The 15,542-nt window shown below is 62.5% G+C and carries 13 protein-coding genes; 7 read left to right on the top strand and 6 right to left on the bottom strand.

The window, feature by feature from the left end:
* Positions 1-2: 2 nt before the first annotated feature.
* Positions 3-3,452: a transcription-repair coupling factor gene (mfd, locus tag CXQ80_RS15970; RefSeq protein WP_101321184.1), complete on the bottom strand. Its 3,450-nt coding sequence runs from the start codon at positions 3,450-3,452 to the stop codon at positions 3-5.
* Positions 3,453-3,620: 168 nt separating this feature from the next.
* On the opposite strand from mfd, the gene CXQ80_RS15965 reads away from it, so the two are divergent.
* Both CXQ80_RS15965 and sthA read left to right on the top strand, forming a co-directional pair.
* Positions 3,621-5,084 (top strand): glyceraldehyde-3-phosphate dehydrogenase, encoded by a 1,464-nt coding sequence (locus tag CXQ80_RS15965; protein ID WP_101321182.1) that lies wholly within the window; start codon positions 3,621-3,623, stop codon positions 5,082-5,084.
* A 338-nt stretch (positions 5,085-5,422) separates the two neighbouring features.
* Positions 5,423-6,817 carry a Si-specific NAD(P)(+) transhydrogenase gene (sthA, locus tag CXQ80_RS15960; protein ID WP_101321180.1) on the top strand — a complete coding sequence of 465 codons (1,395 nt, stop codon included), beginning with the start codon at positions 5,423-5,425 and terminating at the stop codon, positions 6,815-6,817.
* 48 nt (positions 6,818-6,865) lie between these two features.
* Here sthA and CXQ80_RS15955 read toward each other — a convergent pair whose 3' ends face one another.
* Positions 6,866-7,582 (bottom strand): glycerophosphodiester phosphodiesterase, encoded by a 717-nt coding sequence (locus tag CXQ80_RS15955; protein ID WP_101321178.1) that lies wholly within the window; start codon positions 7,580-7,582, stop codon positions 6,866-6,868.
* Positions 7,583-7,613: 31 nt separating this feature from the next.
* Positions 7,614-8,198 (bottom strand): PilZ domain-containing protein, encoded by a 585-nt coding sequence (locus CXQ80_RS15950; protein WP_101321176.1) that lies wholly within the window; start codon positions 8,196-8,198, stop codon positions 7,614-7,616.
* A gap of 93 nt (positions 8,199-8,291) precedes the next feature.
* Between CXQ80_RS15950 and CXQ80_RS15945 the strand changes: the two genes are divergently transcribed.
* The 3 genes from CXQ80_RS15945 to CXQ80_RS15935 all read left to right on the top strand — a co-directional run bounded on the left by CXQ80_RS15945 (position 8,292) and on the right by CXQ80_RS15935 (position 11,539).
* A complete protein-coding gene (locus tag CXQ80_RS15945) occupies positions 8,292-9,542 on the top strand; it encodes a lipoprotein-releasing ABC transporter permease subunit (RefSeq protein WP_101321174.1) in 1,251 nt (416 codons plus the stop codon).
* A 7-nt stretch (positions 9,543-9,549) separates the two neighbouring features.
* Positions 9,550-10,233: a lipoprotein-releasing ABC transporter ATP-binding protein LolD gene (lolD, locus tag CXQ80_RS15940; RefSeq protein ID WP_178080783.1), complete on the top strand. Its 684-nt coding sequence runs from the start codon at positions 9,550-9,552 to the stop codon at positions 10,231-10,233.
* A gap of 61 nt (positions 10,234-10,294) precedes the next feature.
* Positions 10,295-11,539, top strand: coding sequence for a lipoprotein-releasing ABC transporter permease subunit (locus CXQ80_RS15935; protein WP_101323074.1), 1,245 nt, complete (start codon positions 10,295-10,297; stop codon positions 11,537-11,539).
* Here the strand turns inward: CXQ80_RS15935 and CXQ80_RS15930 are convergent.
* Together CXQ80_RS15930 and CXQ80_RS15925 are read right to left on the bottom strand one after the other, a co-directional pair.
* Positions 11,517-12,917 carry a heavy metal sensor histidine kinase gene (locus CXQ80_RS15930; protein ID WP_178080782.1) on the bottom strand — a complete coding sequence of 467 codons (1,401 nt, stop codon included), beginning with the start codon at positions 12,915-12,917 and terminating at the stop codon, positions 11,517-11,519. The genes CXQ80_RS15935 and CXQ80_RS15930 overlap by 23 nt on opposite strands.
* Entirely contained in the window at positions 12,917-13,597 is a 681-nt protein-coding gene (locus CXQ80_RS15925; protein WP_101321170.1) for a heavy metal response regulator transcription factor, read from the bottom strand. The genes CXQ80_RS15930 and CXQ80_RS15925 overlap by 1 nt, the downstream gene beginning before the upstream one ends.
* A 151-nt stretch (positions 13,598-13,748) precedes the next feature.
* Here CXQ80_RS15925 and CXQ80_RS15920 point away from each other — a divergent pair, with 151 nt between their 5' ends.
* Positions 13,749-14,240, top strand: coding sequence for a plastocyanin/azurin family copper-binding protein (locus CXQ80_RS15920; RefSeq protein WP_101321168.1), 492 nt, complete (start codon positions 13,749-13,751; stop codon positions 14,238-14,240).
* A gap of 66 nt (positions 14,241-14,306) precedes the next feature.
* Complete coding sequence (gene queF / locus CXQ80_RS15915; RefSeq protein ID WP_101321166.1) at positions 14,307-15,137, top strand: NADPH-dependent 7-cyano-7-deazaguanine reductase QueF; 831 nt, start codon at positions 14,307-14,309, stop codon at positions 15,135-15,137.
* 46 nt (positions 15,138-15,183) lie between these two features.
* On the opposite strand, the gene CXQ80_RS15910 is transcribed toward queF, so the two are convergent.
* The gene (locus CXQ80_RS15910) at positions 15,184-15,447 is read right to left on the bottom strand and encodes a DUF4404 family protein (RefSeq protein WP_101321164.1); all 264 of its coding nucleotides are present in this window, start codon (positions 15,445-15,447) and stop codon (positions 15,184-15,186) included.
* Positions 15,448-15,542 lie beyond the last annotated feature (95 nt).

The raw sequence follows: 15,542 nt of genomic DNA, 5'->3' as shown, positions 1-15,542 counted from the left end.
CTTCAAGCAGGCTGTGGGGTGAGGCGCTCGAACAGCGCCTCCACGGTATTGAAGCGTTCTTCCGGGCGTTCCATCGGCACCAGGAAGCGGAACTGGGTAGCGCCTTCGAACTTGTAGCGTTTGGGCTGGCCCTGGATCAGCTTGATCAGGGTCAGCGGGTCGACCGGGGTCTCGGCTTCGAATTCGATCTTGCCGCCGTTGGGGCCGCCGTCGACTTTCTTGATGCCGAGTTTTTCGGCCTGCAGCTTGAGCAGGGTGATGCGGATCAGGTTCTTGGTTGGCTCCGGCAACAGGCCGAAACGGTCGATCATCTCGACCTGCAGGTCCTTGAGGCCTTCTTCGTCGGCCGCCGAAGCGATGCGCTTGTACAGGATCAGCCGCGCATGCACATCGGGCAGGTAGTCTTCCGGGATCAACGCCGGCAGGCGCAGGTTGATTTCCGGGCCGCCACCCAGTGGTTGTTCCAGGTTTGGCTGATTGCCCTTGCGGATCGCCTTGACTGCGCGTTCGAGCATTTCCATGTACAGGGTGAAACCGACTGCCTGGATCTGGCCGCTCTGGCCATCGCCAAGCAACTCGCCGGCGCCGCGGATTTCCAGGTCGTTGGTGGCCAGCACGAAGCCGGCACCGAGGTCCTGAGTGTTGGCAATCGCCTCCAGGCGTTTTTCGGCGTCGCTGCTGACCTTCTGCCGGGCAGGGGTGAGCAGGTAGGCATAGGCCTGGTGGTGGCTACGGCCAACCCGGCCGCGCAGCTGGTGCAGCTGGGCCAGGCCGAATTTGTCGGCGCGCTCGATGACGATGGTGTTGGCGCTGGGCACGTCGATACCGGTTTCGATGATGGTCGAGGCGATCAGCACGTTGAAGCGCTTGTGGTAGAAGTCGCTCATGACCTGTTCCAGCTCGCGTTCGCGCATCTGCCCGTGGCCGATGCCGATGCGCGCTTCAGGTACCAGTTCGGCGAGATCGGCGGCGCACTTCTCGATGGTCTTGACGTCGTTGTGCAGGTAATACACCTGGCCGCCACGCAGCAGTTCGCGCAGTAGAGCTTCCTTCACCGTGCTGTTGTTCTGCTCCATGACGAAGGTGCGCACCGACAACCGGCGCGCCGGCGGGGTGGCGATGATCGACAGGTCGCGCATGCCGGCCACGGCCATGTTCAGGGTGCGCGGGATCGGCGTGGCGGTCAGGGTGAGGATGTCGACTTCGCTGCGCAGGGCCTTGAGCTGCTCTTTTTGCCGCACGCCAAAGCGGTGCTCTTCGTCGATCACTACCAGACCGAGGTCTTTGAAGCGCACGTCATCCTGCAGCAGCTTGTGCGTGCCGATCAGGATGTCGATCTTGCCCTCGGCCAGATCGGCGGCGGCAGCGGCGATGTCCTTGGCTGACTTGAAGCGGCTCATCACCTCGACGGTTACCGGCCAGTCGGCAAAGCGGTCGCGGAAGCTGTTGTAGTGCTGCTGGGCGAGCAGGGTGGTCGGTACCAGCACGGCCACCTGGCGGCCGCTGTGCACGGCGATGAATGCCGCGCGCATGGCCACTTCGGTCTTGCCAAAGCCGACGTCGCCGCAGACCAGGCGGTCCATCGGCTTGGCAGCGAGCATGTCCTCGCGCACCGCGTCGATGGCGTTCTGCTGATCGGGTGTTTCCTCGAACGGGAAGCCGGCGCTGAAGGTGGCGTAATCGGCTGCAGGATCGGCAAAGGCATAGCCCTTGCGTGCGGCGCGACGGGCATAGATGTCGAGCAGTTCGGCAGCCACGTCGCGGACCTGCTCGGCAGCCTTGCGCTTGGCCTTCTGCCAGGTTTCCGAGCCGAGCCGGTGCAGCGGCGCCAGGGCGTCATCGCTGCCGGTGTAGCGGGCGATCAGGTGCAGGTTGGCGACCGGCACGTACAGCTTGGCGTTCTCGGCGTACTCAAGGGTGAGGAATTCGGCGGCCTGGCCGTCGATTTCCAGTGTGGCCAGGCCCAGATAGCGGCCGACCCCGTGATCGATATGCACCACCGGTGCGCCTTCGCGCAGCTCGGTGAGGTTTTTGATCACCGCATCGTTGGCCGCCTCGCCGCGCTTTTCGCGGCGTCGGCGCTGCATCACGCGCTGGCCGAACAACGGGCTTTCGGCGATCAACGCCAGTGCCGGGTCGTCCAGCAACAGGCCGTAGTCGAGCGGTGCGATGGTGATCGCCAGGCGCTCTTTGCCGGTAATGAAATCGGTCCAGCCGTCAACGGTCTGCGGGCGCAGCTTGAGCCGTTCGAGCAGTTCCAGCAGCACTTCGCGGCGACCGGCAGATTCTGCAGTGAACAGCACCCGGCCCGGGAACTGCTCAAGAAATGCCGACAGTGCCGCCAGGGGTTGATTGGCCTTGGCTTCGATGGCCAGGTTGGGCAGCTCGCGCGCCGGGAAGCTCTGCCGGCCAGCGCCGGGTTCGAGGTCGTCACTGCTGACCACCACGCGCGGCCACTGCTTGAGGCGGGCAAAGCAGTCTTCCACTGGCATGAATAGTTCAGCCGGCGGCAGCAGTGGTCGGGTCAGGTCGCCGCGGCGGTCTTCATAGCGCCCGCGCACGTCGTTCCAGAAATGCTCGGCAGCCTGCTCGACGCCGGGCATCGAGAACACCTGGGTGTCAGCCGGAAGGTAGTCGAACAGTGTCGCGGTTTCTTCGAAGAACAGCGGCAGGTAGTACTCGATGCCGGCCGGGATGATCCCGCTGGCGAGGTCCTGGAAGATCGCGCTGCGGCGAAAATCCACGTCGAAGCGCTCGCGGAAACGTGCCTTGAAGCGGGTGACTTCTTCCTTCTGCATCGGAAATTCGCGTGCCGGCAGCAGGCGTACCGATTCGACCTTGTCGATCGAGCGCTGGGTCTCTGGATCGAAGGTGCGCAAGGTCTCGATTTCGTTGTCGAACAGGTCGATCCGAAACGGCAGCTTGCTGCCCATCGGGAACAGGTCGATCAGCGCGCCGCGCACGGCAAATTCGCCATGCTCGTAGACCGTGTCGACGCAGCGATAGCCGCTGGCTTCGAGGCGGCTGCGCATCTGCTCGACATCGATGGTCTGGCCGACGTCGAGGACCAGGCTGCTGCCGAGCAGAAAGCGCGTTGGCGCCAGGCGGTGCAGGGCGGTGGTGATCGGCACCACAAGAATGCCGTGGTCCAGCTCCGGCAGCCGGTACAGGCTGGCGATACGCTGCGAGATGATGTCCTGATGCGGCGAGAACAGATCGTATGGCAGGGTTTCCCAGTCGGGGAACGGCAGCACCGGCAGGTCCGGGGCGAAGAAGCGCAGCTCCTGCTCGAGACGGTCGGCGGCCTGGCTGTCGGCGGTCAGCAGCAGGGTAAAGCGCCGGGCGCCACTGGCGGCCTCGGCGATGGCCAGGCTGAGGGCGGCACCGGGCAAGTTGCCCCAGGTTTGTTTGCCGGCCTGGGCCGACAATTGCGGTAAGCGCAGAACTGACACGGGAGAATGCACTCCAAGCGTTGCGGCAAAGAGGTCGATTGTACCGACGCCGGTGCCAGCTGTCAGGCTCGCGAGGGCTCAAGCAGCGGTGTGCAGCGTTAACGACAGGCGCTCATTGCTCGATACGCCGTGGGGCGTCATAATGTAGCCCCTTTTTTCTACCCCTACATGTGGAAGGTTCCCGTGACTCAGAAGCCCGACCAGTGTCTTGGTGAGTGGATTGATCGTGAAGCTTTGGCTGAAGCCATGATCCCGCTTATCGGTCAGCTCTACCGCAACAACAATGTGGTGAGCTCGATCTATGGCCGTAGCCTGATCAACCGTTCGGTGATCTCGATCCTCAAGGCGCACCGCTTTGCGCGTCACCGTCAGACCGACGAGACCGAACTGTCTGTCCACGAGACGTTCCCTTTGCTCAAGGCGATGAGCGAGCTGAAACTGGGCGCCGCTTCGGTCGACCTGGGCAAGCTGGCCAACAAGTTCAAGCTTGAAGGCAATGGCCGCAGCGCCGAGCAGTTCGTCCGCGAAGAACTGGCCGACGTGGTTGGTCAGCAAAACGTTTCGGCGCGCAAGGGCACCGACGTCGTGCTGTACGGCTTCGGTCGCATCGGCCGTCTGCTGGCACGCATCCTGATCGAAAAAACCGGTGGTGGCGACGGCCTGCGTCTGCGCGCCATCGTTGTCCGCAAGGGTGCTGAAAACGACCTGGTCAAGCGCGCCAGCCTGCTGCGTCGTGACTCGGTGCATGGCCCGTTCGATGGCACCATCACCATCGACGAAGCCAACAACACCATCACCGCCAACGGCAACCTGATCCAGGTTATCTACGCCAAGAGCCCGAGCGAAGTCGACTACACCCAGTACGGCATCAAAGATGCGCTGATCGTCGACAACACCGGTGTATGGCGTGACGCCGACGGCCTCGGCCAGCACCTGGCATGCCCAGGCGCTGCCCGCGTGATCCTCACCGCACCTGGCAAAGGCGCGCTGAAGAACATCGTGCACGGCATCAACCACGGTGAAATCAGCGCTGATGACAAGATCATCTCCGCGGCTTCCTGCACCACCAACGCCATCGTGCCGGTGCTCAAGGCAGTCAACGACAAGTTCGGCATCATCAACGGCCACGTCGAAACCGTTCACTCGTTCACCAACGACCAGAACCTGATCGACAACTTCCACAAGGGCAGCCGTCGTGGCCGCGCCGCGCCGCTGAACATGGTCATCACCGAAACCGGTGCTGCCACCGCCGCTGCCAAGGCGCTGCCTGTGCTCAAGGGCAAGCTGACCGGCAACGCGATCCGCGTACCGACGCCGAACGTGTCCATGGCCATCCTCAACCTGAACCTCGAAACCGGCACCAGCCGCGAAGAGATCAACGAGTACCTGCGCCAGACCGCGATGCACTCCGAGCTGCACAAGCAGATCGACTACGTCAACTCGCAGGAAGTGGTTTCGACCGACTTCGTTGGCTCGCGCCACGCCGGTGTGGTTGATGCTGAAGCGACCATCTGCAACGAAAACCGTGTTGTCCTGTACGTCTGGTACGACAACGAATTCGGTTACAGCTGCCAGGTAGTGCGCGTGATGGAAGACATGGCCGGGGTCAACCCACCAGCCTTCCCGCGCTGATCCGCCGATAGCGTTGTTTTGCTGATTTTGGGGCTGCTTTGCAGCCCTTCGCGGGTGAACCCGCTCCCACAGATAGGCGCGATCCTGTGGGAGCGGGTTCACCCGCGAAGGGCCGCAAAGCGGCCCCATTGCTTAACTGATGGGCATTCGGCCGCCTCACGCAGGCGTGCTTGCCACGATATGTAGTGAAGGCAAAATTCGCCTACGACGCGACCAAGGGTTAATGTGCGCGGCGTTCCCGCTTGATTAGACTGCACCCGAATTTTTCCATGGCGCCGCGGCGACATGATCGCGCCCCGCGGCCAACCGGCCGGCGGGCCAGTTTTGAAGGAGTACGCATGGCTGTCTACAACTACGACGTAGTGGTGCTGGGTTCCGGCCCGGCCGGAGAAGGTGCGGCAATGAACGCCGCCAAAGCAGGGCGCAAGGTGGCGATGGTCGATAGCCGTCGCCAGGTTGGCGGCAACTGCACCCACCTGGGCACCATCCCGTCCAAGGCACTGCGTCACTCGGTGCGGCAGATCATGCAGTTCAACACCAACCCGATGTTCCGTGCCATCGGCGAGCCGCGCTGGTTCTCGTTCCCGGACGTGCTCAAGAGCGCCGAGAAGGTGATCTCCAAGCAGGTCGCTTCGCGCACCGGCTACTACGCCCGTAACCGCGTCGATGTATTTGTCGGTACCGGCAGTTTTGCCGACGAGCAAACCGTCGAAGTGGTCTGCGCCAATGGCGTGGTCGAAAAGCTGGTGGCCAAGCACATCATCATCGCCACCGGTTCGCGCCCGTACCGCCCGGCTGATATCGACTTCAACCACCCGCGTGTGTACGACAGCGACACCATCCTCAGCCTCAGCCACACCCCGCGCAAACTGATTGTCTACGGCGCTGGCGTGATCGGTTGCGAGTACGCCTCGATCTTCAGCGGCCTGGGTGTACTGGTCGAGCTGGTCGACAACCGTGGGCAGTTGCTGAGCTTCCTCGATTCGGAAATCTCCCAGGCACTGAGCTACCACTTCAGCAACAACAACATCACCGTGCGTCATAACGAAGACTACGAGCGGGTCGAAGGCCTCGACAACGGCGTGATCCTGCATTTGAAGTCGGGCAAGAAGATCAAGGCCGACGCCTTGCTCTGGTGCAACGGCCGTACCGGCAACACCGACAAGCTGGGCCTGGAAAACATCGGCATCAAGGTCAACAGTCGTGGCCAGATCGAAGTCGACGAAGCCTACCGCAGCACCGTGCCGAACATTTATGGCGCCGGTGACGTGATCGGCTGGCCGAGCCTGGCCAGTGCCGCCCACGACCAGGGCCGCTCGGCAGCGGGCAGCATTGTCGACAATGGCAGCTGGCGCTTCGTCAACGACGTGCCGACCGGGATCTACACCATTCCCGAGATCAGCTCGATCGGCAAGAACGAGCAGGAGCTGACCCAGGCCAAGGTGCCGTACGAAGTCGGCAAGGCATTCTTCAAGAGCATGGCGCGTGCGCAGATCGCCGGTGAGCCGCAAGGCATGCTGAAGATCCTGTTCCATCGCGAGACCTTGCAGATCCTTGGCGTACACTGCTTTGGTTACCAGGCCTCGGAGATCGTGCACATCGGCCAGGCGATCATGGATCAGCCGGGTGAGCGCAATACCCTGAAGTACTTCGTCAACACCACCTTCAACTACCCGACCATGGCTGAAGCCTATCGCGTAGCGGCCTACGACGGCCTCAACCGGCTTTTTTGAGCGGCTCCGACCGGTGGCCTGAGCCGGTCGGGGAGCTCGGTTTCAATCCTACCCAAGGGTGGTCTTGGCCAAACCGGGAAAGTCTGTAATCAGGCTGTCAGCGCCAAAGTCGGCGAGTCGGCGCATCAGTGCCGGCTCGTTGACCGTCCATACCGACACGTGCAAACCCTGGCGCTGTGCCTTGATCAGGCGCTCGGGAGTGCATAGCGTCCAGTTCAGGGCGAGCATCTGGCAGTTGTAGTTCTGCGCGACCTTCAGTGGGTCGAGCCAGGCATATTCCGCCACCAGTCCACGCGATACATCCGGCACCAGCTCAACCGCAGCGCTGAGCACTTCACGCGAGCTTGAGGTGATGGTGACCTTGTCGAGCAGGCCATATTGCTGCGCCAGCTCACGAATGGCCAGCACGGTGCTGGCGGCGCGGGTGCGCGACGCGCTTTTGACCTCAAGCTGCCAGTGCTCGAATGCGCATTTCTCGAACAGCTCTTCAAGCCGTGGAATAGGGCAGGGCTGTACATGGCCGGGGCCGCCGGCACGGGCGTCATAGGTGGTCAGGTCAGCGGCGCTGTGCTCGACCACCTTGCCGCGGCGGCCAGTGGTGCGCTTGAGTGTCGGGTCGTGGATCACCATCAGCTGGTTGTCGGCCGACAGGTGCAGATCCAGTTCACAGCGATTGACGCCGTGCTCCAGGCACTGACGGAAGCTGGTCAGGGTGTTTTCAGGTGCTTCGCCCTTGGCGCCGCGATGGCCGTAGATCAGGGTCACGTTCGTTCCTTCAAATCAATAAGAGCGGAGCTCAGGAGGCGGGGTCGTTCTGTTCCAGTGCCTGCCGACGTTGCTGTTGCTGGCGCTGCAGGATATACCGCGCCAACAACTGGCGCTGGGCGTCGGTCATGTCGGTGAATTCGGTGCCGACTTCATAGTCGCCGCCGGGGCGAGCGTCGCAGTGGGTAACCCGGCCGCGCAGCAGCAAACCGTGGGCGCGGGGCATCAACACCATCTTGACCTTGACCCGGGTGCCGGCAGCGATCGCGCTGGTCTGGCTGAACTCGATGCCGCCCTCGGACAGGATCACCCGATGCGGTGCGCCGATCTCGCCGAGCAGGCTGTGCGCGACCACTGCGCTGAGCAGGTCGAGGCGTTTGTTCTGGGCCCGTAAAAACGCCGCCAGGGTGCGGTCCTTGTCGCTCAACTGGCGCAGCAGATGTTGCGATTCAAAGTCCGACAGATGCAGTTCGCTGAGCAGGTTGAACAGCGGCGAATCATCCTGCAACAGTTCTGGCTCCAGGGCCTCAGCCGCGCTCAGCGGGGTGATTTCCAGTGCGATCCTGTCTTCGATGCGGTAGTATTCGCGGCGATCTTCATCGTCTATTGTCGTCATGGCGAACCCAAGGTTACGGCGGTGGTCCGAGTGTAAAGCCGCCGTAGGCGCCTCGCCACAAGGACGTTCCCTTTCATCCGAACAAGCCCCGACATGTTCAGACCTCTTTTCGTATTTATTGGTACTCGCTACACCCGTGCCAAACGCCGCAACCATTTCGTCTCGTTCATTTCCCTGACCTCGATGATCGGCCTCGCCCTGGGCGTGGTGGTGATGATCGTGGTGCTCTCGGTGATGAATGGCTTCGACCACGAGATGCGTACCCGCGTGCTTGGCATGATCCCTCACGCCACGCTTGAGAGCGGCCAGCCGATCAATGATTGGCCTGCCCTTGCTCAACAAGTAAAGCAGAATCCACAAGTCGTGGCGGTCGCGCCCTTCACCCAGATGCAGGGCCTGCTGACCTTCGATGGCAAGGTCAGCAAGGTGCTGCTCAACGGTATTGATCCTGCGCGTGAGCGAGAGGTGTCGATCATCGACAACTTCATCCGCGAAGGCAGCATCGACAAGCTGGCGCCGGGCGAGTGGGGCATCATGATCGGCGACAAGGCCGCGGCCAAACTGGGTGTCAAGGTCGGTGACAAGCTGACCTTCGTGGCGCCAGAGGTCAGCGTCACGCCGGCGGGCATGTTCCCGCGCATGAAGCGCTTCACCGTGGTCGGCACCTTTCATGTCGGTGCGGGCGAGATCGACGGCTTCCTGGGCTTGACCAACATCGCCGACCTGTCGCGCCTGCACCGCTGGAAAGCGGATCAGGTGCAGGGCCTGCGGCTGAAATTCGACGACCTGTTCGAAGCCCCGCGCGTGGCCTGGAGCATCGCCCAGCAGTTGGGCGAGCAGGAGTTCTACTCGCGTGACTGGACCCGCACCCACGGCAACCTGTATCAGGCCATCCGCATGGAGAAGGCGATGATTGGTCTGCTCCTGCTGCTGATCGTGGCGGTGGCGGCGTTCAACATCATTTCTACCCTGGTGATGGTGGTCAATGACAAGCGTGGCGACATCGCCATTCTGCGCACCCTGGGCGCTACGCCTGGGCAGATCATGGCCATCTTCATGGTCCAGGGTACGGTGATCGGCGTGGTCGGCACCTTGATTGGTGCGGTGGTTGGCATTCTCGCAGCGCTCAATGTCAGCGCAGCGATTGCCGGCATCGAGAAGCTGATCGGGCACAAGTTCCTCAACGCCGATGTGTACTTCATCGACTACCTGCCTTCGCAGATCATCGCCCAGGACGTGTGGATGGTCTGCGGCGCGGCATTGATCCTGAGTTTCCTCGCCACCCTGTATCCGGCCTGGCGTGCGGCGCGCACCCAGCCTGCAGAGGCGCTACGTTATGAGTGAGTCGCGCATGAGTGATAAAGCCGTTCTGAGTTGCCGCAACCTGGGCAAGTCCTACGACGAGGGCCCGGAGTCGGTGCAGGTGCTGGCCAATCTGCAGCTTGAACTGCTGCCGGGTGAGCGGGTGGCGATTGTCGGCAGCTCCGGTTCCGGCAAGAGTACCTTGCTCAACTTGCTGGGCGGCCTCGACACGCCGAGCCAGGGCAGCGTGTGGCTGGCTGGCGAAGAGTTGTCGGCACTGGGCGAGCGCGCCCGTGGCCTGCTGCGCAACCGTGCGCTGGGCTTCGTGTATCAGTTTCACCACCTGCTGGCCGAGTTCACGGCGCTGGAAAACGTGTGCATGCCGCTGCTGATCGGGCGCACGCCGATCCCGGAAGCGCGCGAGCGTGCCGAGGCCTTGCTCAAGCGGGTCGGCCTCGGCCATCGCCTGAGCCACAAACCGGCCGAGCTGTCCGGTGGTGAGCGCCAGCGTGTGGCGATCGCCCGCGCTCTGGTCAATCGGCCGGGACTGGTGATGCTCGATGAGCCGACCGGCAACCTCGACCATCACACTGCGCAGGGCATTCAGGAACTGATGCAAGAGCTTTCCAGCTCATCGCGCACTGCGTTCCTGGTGGTGACCCACGACCTGAGCCTGGCGCGGCAGATGGATCGCGTGCTCAAGCTGGAAGATGGCCACCTGGTGGCGATCTGAGTCGACTGCCCGGGGTGGAATGATCCACCCCGCAACTTTTGTTCATTGGGTGTTCTCGTACATGTTCAGACCCTTGCCCTTGTTCATCGGTGCTCGCTACACCCGTGCCAAGCGCCGCAATCACTTCATCTCGTTCATCTCGATGACTTCGATGATCGGCTTGTCCCTGGGCGTGCTGGCCATGATCGTGGTGCTGTCGGTGATGAACGGCTTCCAGCGCGAAATGAGCTCACGTATTCTTGGCCTGGTGCCGCATGCGAGCATCCTTGGCGCGCAGCCGCTGAGCGACTGGCGCAGTGTGGCTGACGCAGCGCTGAAGAACCCGGCAGTGGTCGCTGCGGCGCCGGTCACCGAAATGGAAGGCATGCTCTCGTACAAAGGCGCGATGCAGCCGATTCAGGTCAGCGGGATCGAGCCGGCCGAAGAGGGCAAGGTGTCGATCGTCGGCCAGCATATCGTCCAGGGCGCGTTGCAGGATCTGGTCCCGGGTGAATACGGGGTGGTGATCGGCGAGCTGACGGCGCGGCGCTTCCGGCTCAACACCGGTGACAAGCTGACTTTGATCGTGCCGGAAATCAGCAAGGCCCCGGGTGGTATCACGCCACGCATGCAGCGCCTGACCGTGGTCGGCATCTTCAAGGTGGGTGCCGAGCTGGATGGCTCGCAGGCTTATATCAACGTGGCCGACGCCGCCGAGATGCAGCGCTGGGCGCCGGGCAGCGTGCAGGGCGTGCGGCTCAAACTTCAGGACCTGTACGCGGCGCCGCAGGTGTCCAAGGCCATCGCCGGGCAGTTGGGCGATGCCTACCACGCCGATGACTGGTCGCACACCCAGGGCAGCCTTTTCAGCGCCATGAAGATGGAAAAGACCATGATCGGCTTGCTGCTGATGATGATCATCGCGGTGGCGGCGTTCAATATCATCGCCACCCTGGTGATGGTGGTGAACGACAAGGGCGCGGATATCGCCATCCTGCGCACCATTGGCGCCACGCCGATGCAGATCATGGGCACGTTCATGGTTCAGGGCAGCTTGATCGGTGTGGTCGGCACGCTGATTGGCGGGGTGCTGGGGGTAATTGCGGCGATCAACGTGAGTCAGATCGTTGGCTGGCTGGAGCGGGTCAGCGGTCAGCACATCTTCACCTCCGATGTGTATTTCATCAGCAGCTTGCCTTCGCAGTTGCAGTGGGGGGATGTGCTGATGATCTGTACGGCGGGCTTGGTGATGAGCTTCCTGGCGACTGTGTATCCGGCTTACCGGGCTTCGCAGATCGAGCCGGCTATGGCATTGCGTTACGAGTAAGGGCGGCGTTGGTATCTTTGGGGTCGCTGTGCGGCCCCTTGCCGAAATCAATCACAAACCGCGTCCATCCTGCTTCGCACTCCACCTGAATCCCGCCACCATGGGCGAGGACGATCGAACGGGTGATTGCCAGGCCCAGCCCGGCGTGCTCAGCGCCTCCTTCGGCCCGTGCCGAATCCCCGCGGTAGAATCGATCAAACAAGCGCTGCGCAGCCGCTGCTTCAATCGCCGCACCGGTATTGGCGACCGTAACTTGCCCTCCAGCTTGTAAATGCACCTTCACCACGCCACCTACTCCAGCAAACCGCAGCGCATTTTCCAGCAAGTTGGACAACGCCCGCCGCAACATCTGCCGATCGCCCTCGATCATCAGCTCACCTTCGCGGAGCAGGGTCACTCCAGCGTCCTCAGCCAGTGGCGCGTAATACTCCAGCAGTGCATCCACTTCCGAGGCAAGGTCCAGCACCTGCTGTTCTGGCACCAGCAGGCCGTGCTCAGCCTTGGCCAGGTAGAGCATGTCGTTGACCAGCTGCGCCATCCATTGCAGCTCCTCAAGGTTGCCATGCAAGGCCTCGCGATATTCGTCCAGGCTGCGTGGGCGGGTTAGCGTTACCTGAGTGTGGGTCAGCAGGTTCGACAACGGCGTGCGCAGTTCATGGGCGATGTCCGCGGAGAACGCCGACAGCCGTTGAAACGCATCGTCCAGCCGCTGCAGCATGGCATTCATGCTTTCTGCCAGCTGAGCCAACTCCTCGGGCATCTGCGCCACTGGCAGACGTGTGGTCAGCGAACGAGCGTTGACGCTCGCCGCCACCGCGCCGATCTGGCGCAACGGGCGCAAGCCGCGGCGTACCGCCCAGGCGCCGAGCAATGCCGTGGCCAGTGCCGACAGACCCACCGTTAGCCAGATCAAGCGCTGCATGCTCTGCAAGAAGTGCTGGTGATGGGTGATGTCGAGCAGCACGGTCAGTTGCGGTGACTGTGGGTCATGCTCGATCAATGGCGCCGACAAGCCGCGATAGTCGACGCCGCCGGCCTGCAGTGTCTTCAGTTGTGCAGACTGGTTGGCATCGGGCAAACCTGGCCGGCTTTCGAACCAGGCTTCGCCCGTGCCGCTGCTGATGCGCAGTGCGACATCGGTCTGGAGGTTGAATTGGCTCCGTAGCTCGGGGAGCCTGTCGACTACCTGCTGCTGTGTCTGGAGACCGGTAAGTTGCTCGCGTAACTGCGTCAGGCGAGTGTCGAGCAGCTGCTCATCCAACTCGATGAAATGCTGCTCGCTGGCTTGGGTGAAGAGCACGCCGGCGCCAAGCGAAACCGCCGCGGTACAGGCAGCAAACAGCAGAGCGAGGCGGCTGCCGAGGGATATCCGGCGCATCAGTCCTGGCGCTCTTCGAGTACATAACCCATGCCACGCACCGTGTGTATCAGCTTGCTGGCGTGACCGTCGTCGATCTTCAGCCGCAGCCTGCGGATGGCCACTTCGATGACGTTGGTGTCGCTGTCGAAGTTCATGTCCCACACCTGCGAGGCAATCAACGACTTGGGCAGCACCTCGCCCTGACGGCGCAATAGCAATTCCAGCAGGGCGAACTCCTTGGCGGTGAGGTCGACGCGCTGGCCGGCACGCTCGGCGCGGCGGCGGATCAAGTCCAGGCGCAGGTCCGCCAAGGCCAGGGTGGTGTCCTGCACCCCGGCGCCGCCTCGGCGCAGCAAGCTGCGCACGCGGGCCAGCAGCTCGGAGAAGGCGAACGGCTTGACCAGATAGTCGTCTGCGCCCAGTTCCAAGCCATGCACGCGGTCCTCCACAGCGTCGCGGGCGGTGAGGAACAATACTGGGGTGGCGAGCCCTGCCTGGCGTACCGCCTGCAGAATCTCCCAACCGCTGCGGCCTGGCAGCATCACATCAAGAATCAGCAGGGCATGATCGCCGGTCAGCGCCAAGTGCAGCCCGGTTTCACCGTCGGCACTGAGCTCGCAGGCAAAGCCGGCCTCGGTGAGGCCTTGTTGCAGGTATTGGCCAGTCTTGACCTGGTCTTCGACGATCAGCAGTTTCATCAGGTTTTTGCGTCGGTCAGGGAGTAGTGGAAATGATACGTGACGAACCCGCTCTCAAGCCAAGCTGACAAAGTTGTAATCTTGCGGTCAGCCAGTTGCCAGCTGCGCCAGCGCAGAGTGGCACGCCATTGCCGTCATTATCGGAGTAGATATGAAACACCTGTTCATCGCCGCTGCCTTCGCGCTGTTCAGCACGTCGGGCTGGGCTGACGCCGAGCACACCAGCTTCGCTTTCGGTGAGCCAGCGCCAGCGGCCAAGGCCACTCGCACGGTTGAGGTGGTGCTCAAGGACATCGCCTTTGAGCCCAGCAGTTTGCAGGTCAAGGCCGGCGAGACCGTGCGTTTCGTGCTGATCAACCAGGGCCAGTTGCCCCACGAGTTCAACCTGGGCGACAAGGCCATGCACGCAGAGCATCAGAAACAGATGGTGGCGATGCAGGGCAAACTGTTCACCGGGGGCATGGATCACAGCCAGATGGACCATGGTGAACACGGCCACGACAGCGGCAACACCGTGCTGCTGCAGCCCGGCCAGCGCGGTGAGCTGACCTGGACCTTCCGTAGCGCTGCGCCGATCGAGTTTGCCTGCAACGTGCCGGGGCATTATCAGGCCGGGATGGTCGGGCCGCTGACCATCGAGTGAGTTCGGACCCAAGGCGGACTGCAAAACCGGTAAACTGGGAGCATCCGTTTTTTCCAGGTCCTGACCATGCATCCCGCTGCCGAAGACTCTCCGCTGGGTAAATCCAGTGAATACATTGCAACCTACACCCCGTCGCTGCTGTTCCCGATTCCGCGCCTGGCCAAGTGGGCCGAGCTCGGTGTCAGTGGCGACGCCCTGCCGTGGCAGGGCGTTGACTACTGGAACTGCTTCGAGCTGTCCTGGCTGTTGCCGTCCGGCAAGCCGGTGGTGGCCATCGGTGAGTTCGCCATCCCGGCACAGTCACCGAATATCATCGAATCGAAGTCGTTCAAGCTGTACCTCAACTCGCTTAACCAGACGGCCTTTGCCAGCAGCGCTGAGCTGCAGGCTTGCCTGGAGAAAGACTTGTCCGCCGCTGCGGGCGCGCCGGTGACGGTGCGCGTGCGCAGCCTGGCAGAAGTGCAGAGTGAAGGTGTAGTGGCATTGCCTGGGGTGTGCATTGACGAACTCGATGTCGCGATCAGCAACTACGAGCAACCGCAGCCGCAACTGTTGCAGTGCGATTCAACCCAAGTAGTGGAAGAGACGGTGCACAGCCACCTGCTCAAGTCCAATTGCCCGGTGACGGGTCAGCCTGACTGGGGCACGGTGGTAGTCAAGTACAAGGGCCTGGCGCTGGATCACGCCAGCTTGCTGACGTATCTGGTGAGCTTCCGCCAGCACGCTGACTTCCATGAGCAGTGCGTCGAGCGGATCTATCTGGACCTCAAGCGCTTGCTGCAGCCTGAGCACCTGACGGTGTACGCGCGGTATGTGCGTCGCGGTGGGCTGGATATCAACCCGTACCGCAGCACCGGGCCGATCAGCCCGCAAAACCTGCGTCTGGTTCGGCAGTAATAGTGGGCCGACGGGGCATATGAGTGCCGCGTCGGCCCCGCCTGATTCAGATGCCCATGCTGTGCAAGCTGTTGGCGATGTTGCGCAGCGTGGCGGTGAGGTCGGGGTGGGCCACCTCGAAGCGCTCGACGGCGAGGTTGACGCCGTCGACCAGGTTGGTGTCCTGGGTGGCTTCTTCCAGTTTGATCTGCGCCTCGATCTGTTGCATCAGGCTGTGCAGGTTGTCGCGCTCTTCCAGCGTGAGCGGCGGGTTGCGATCCAGTTGATCGCGCAGGCTATCGAGCTGCTCTTGCAATTCGCGGGCAGGCATCAGGTGTTCTCCCTCTATGACTTGGCAAAGGATGGACCTCGGCCATTGGGCAAAGGTTCGCGCATGCCTCAAGCGTAATCCACTCGCCACGGCTT

Origin of the sequence: Pseudomonas sp. 02C 26 (assembly GCF_002843585.1) — a bacterium.
GTDB lineage: Bacteria > Pseudomonadota > Gammaproteobacteria > Pseudomonadales > Pseudomonadaceae > Aquipseudomonas > Aquipseudomonas shirazensis.
Note: the sequence above shows the minus strand (reverse complement) of the source record. Positions and strands in the feature narration are given on the sequence as shown.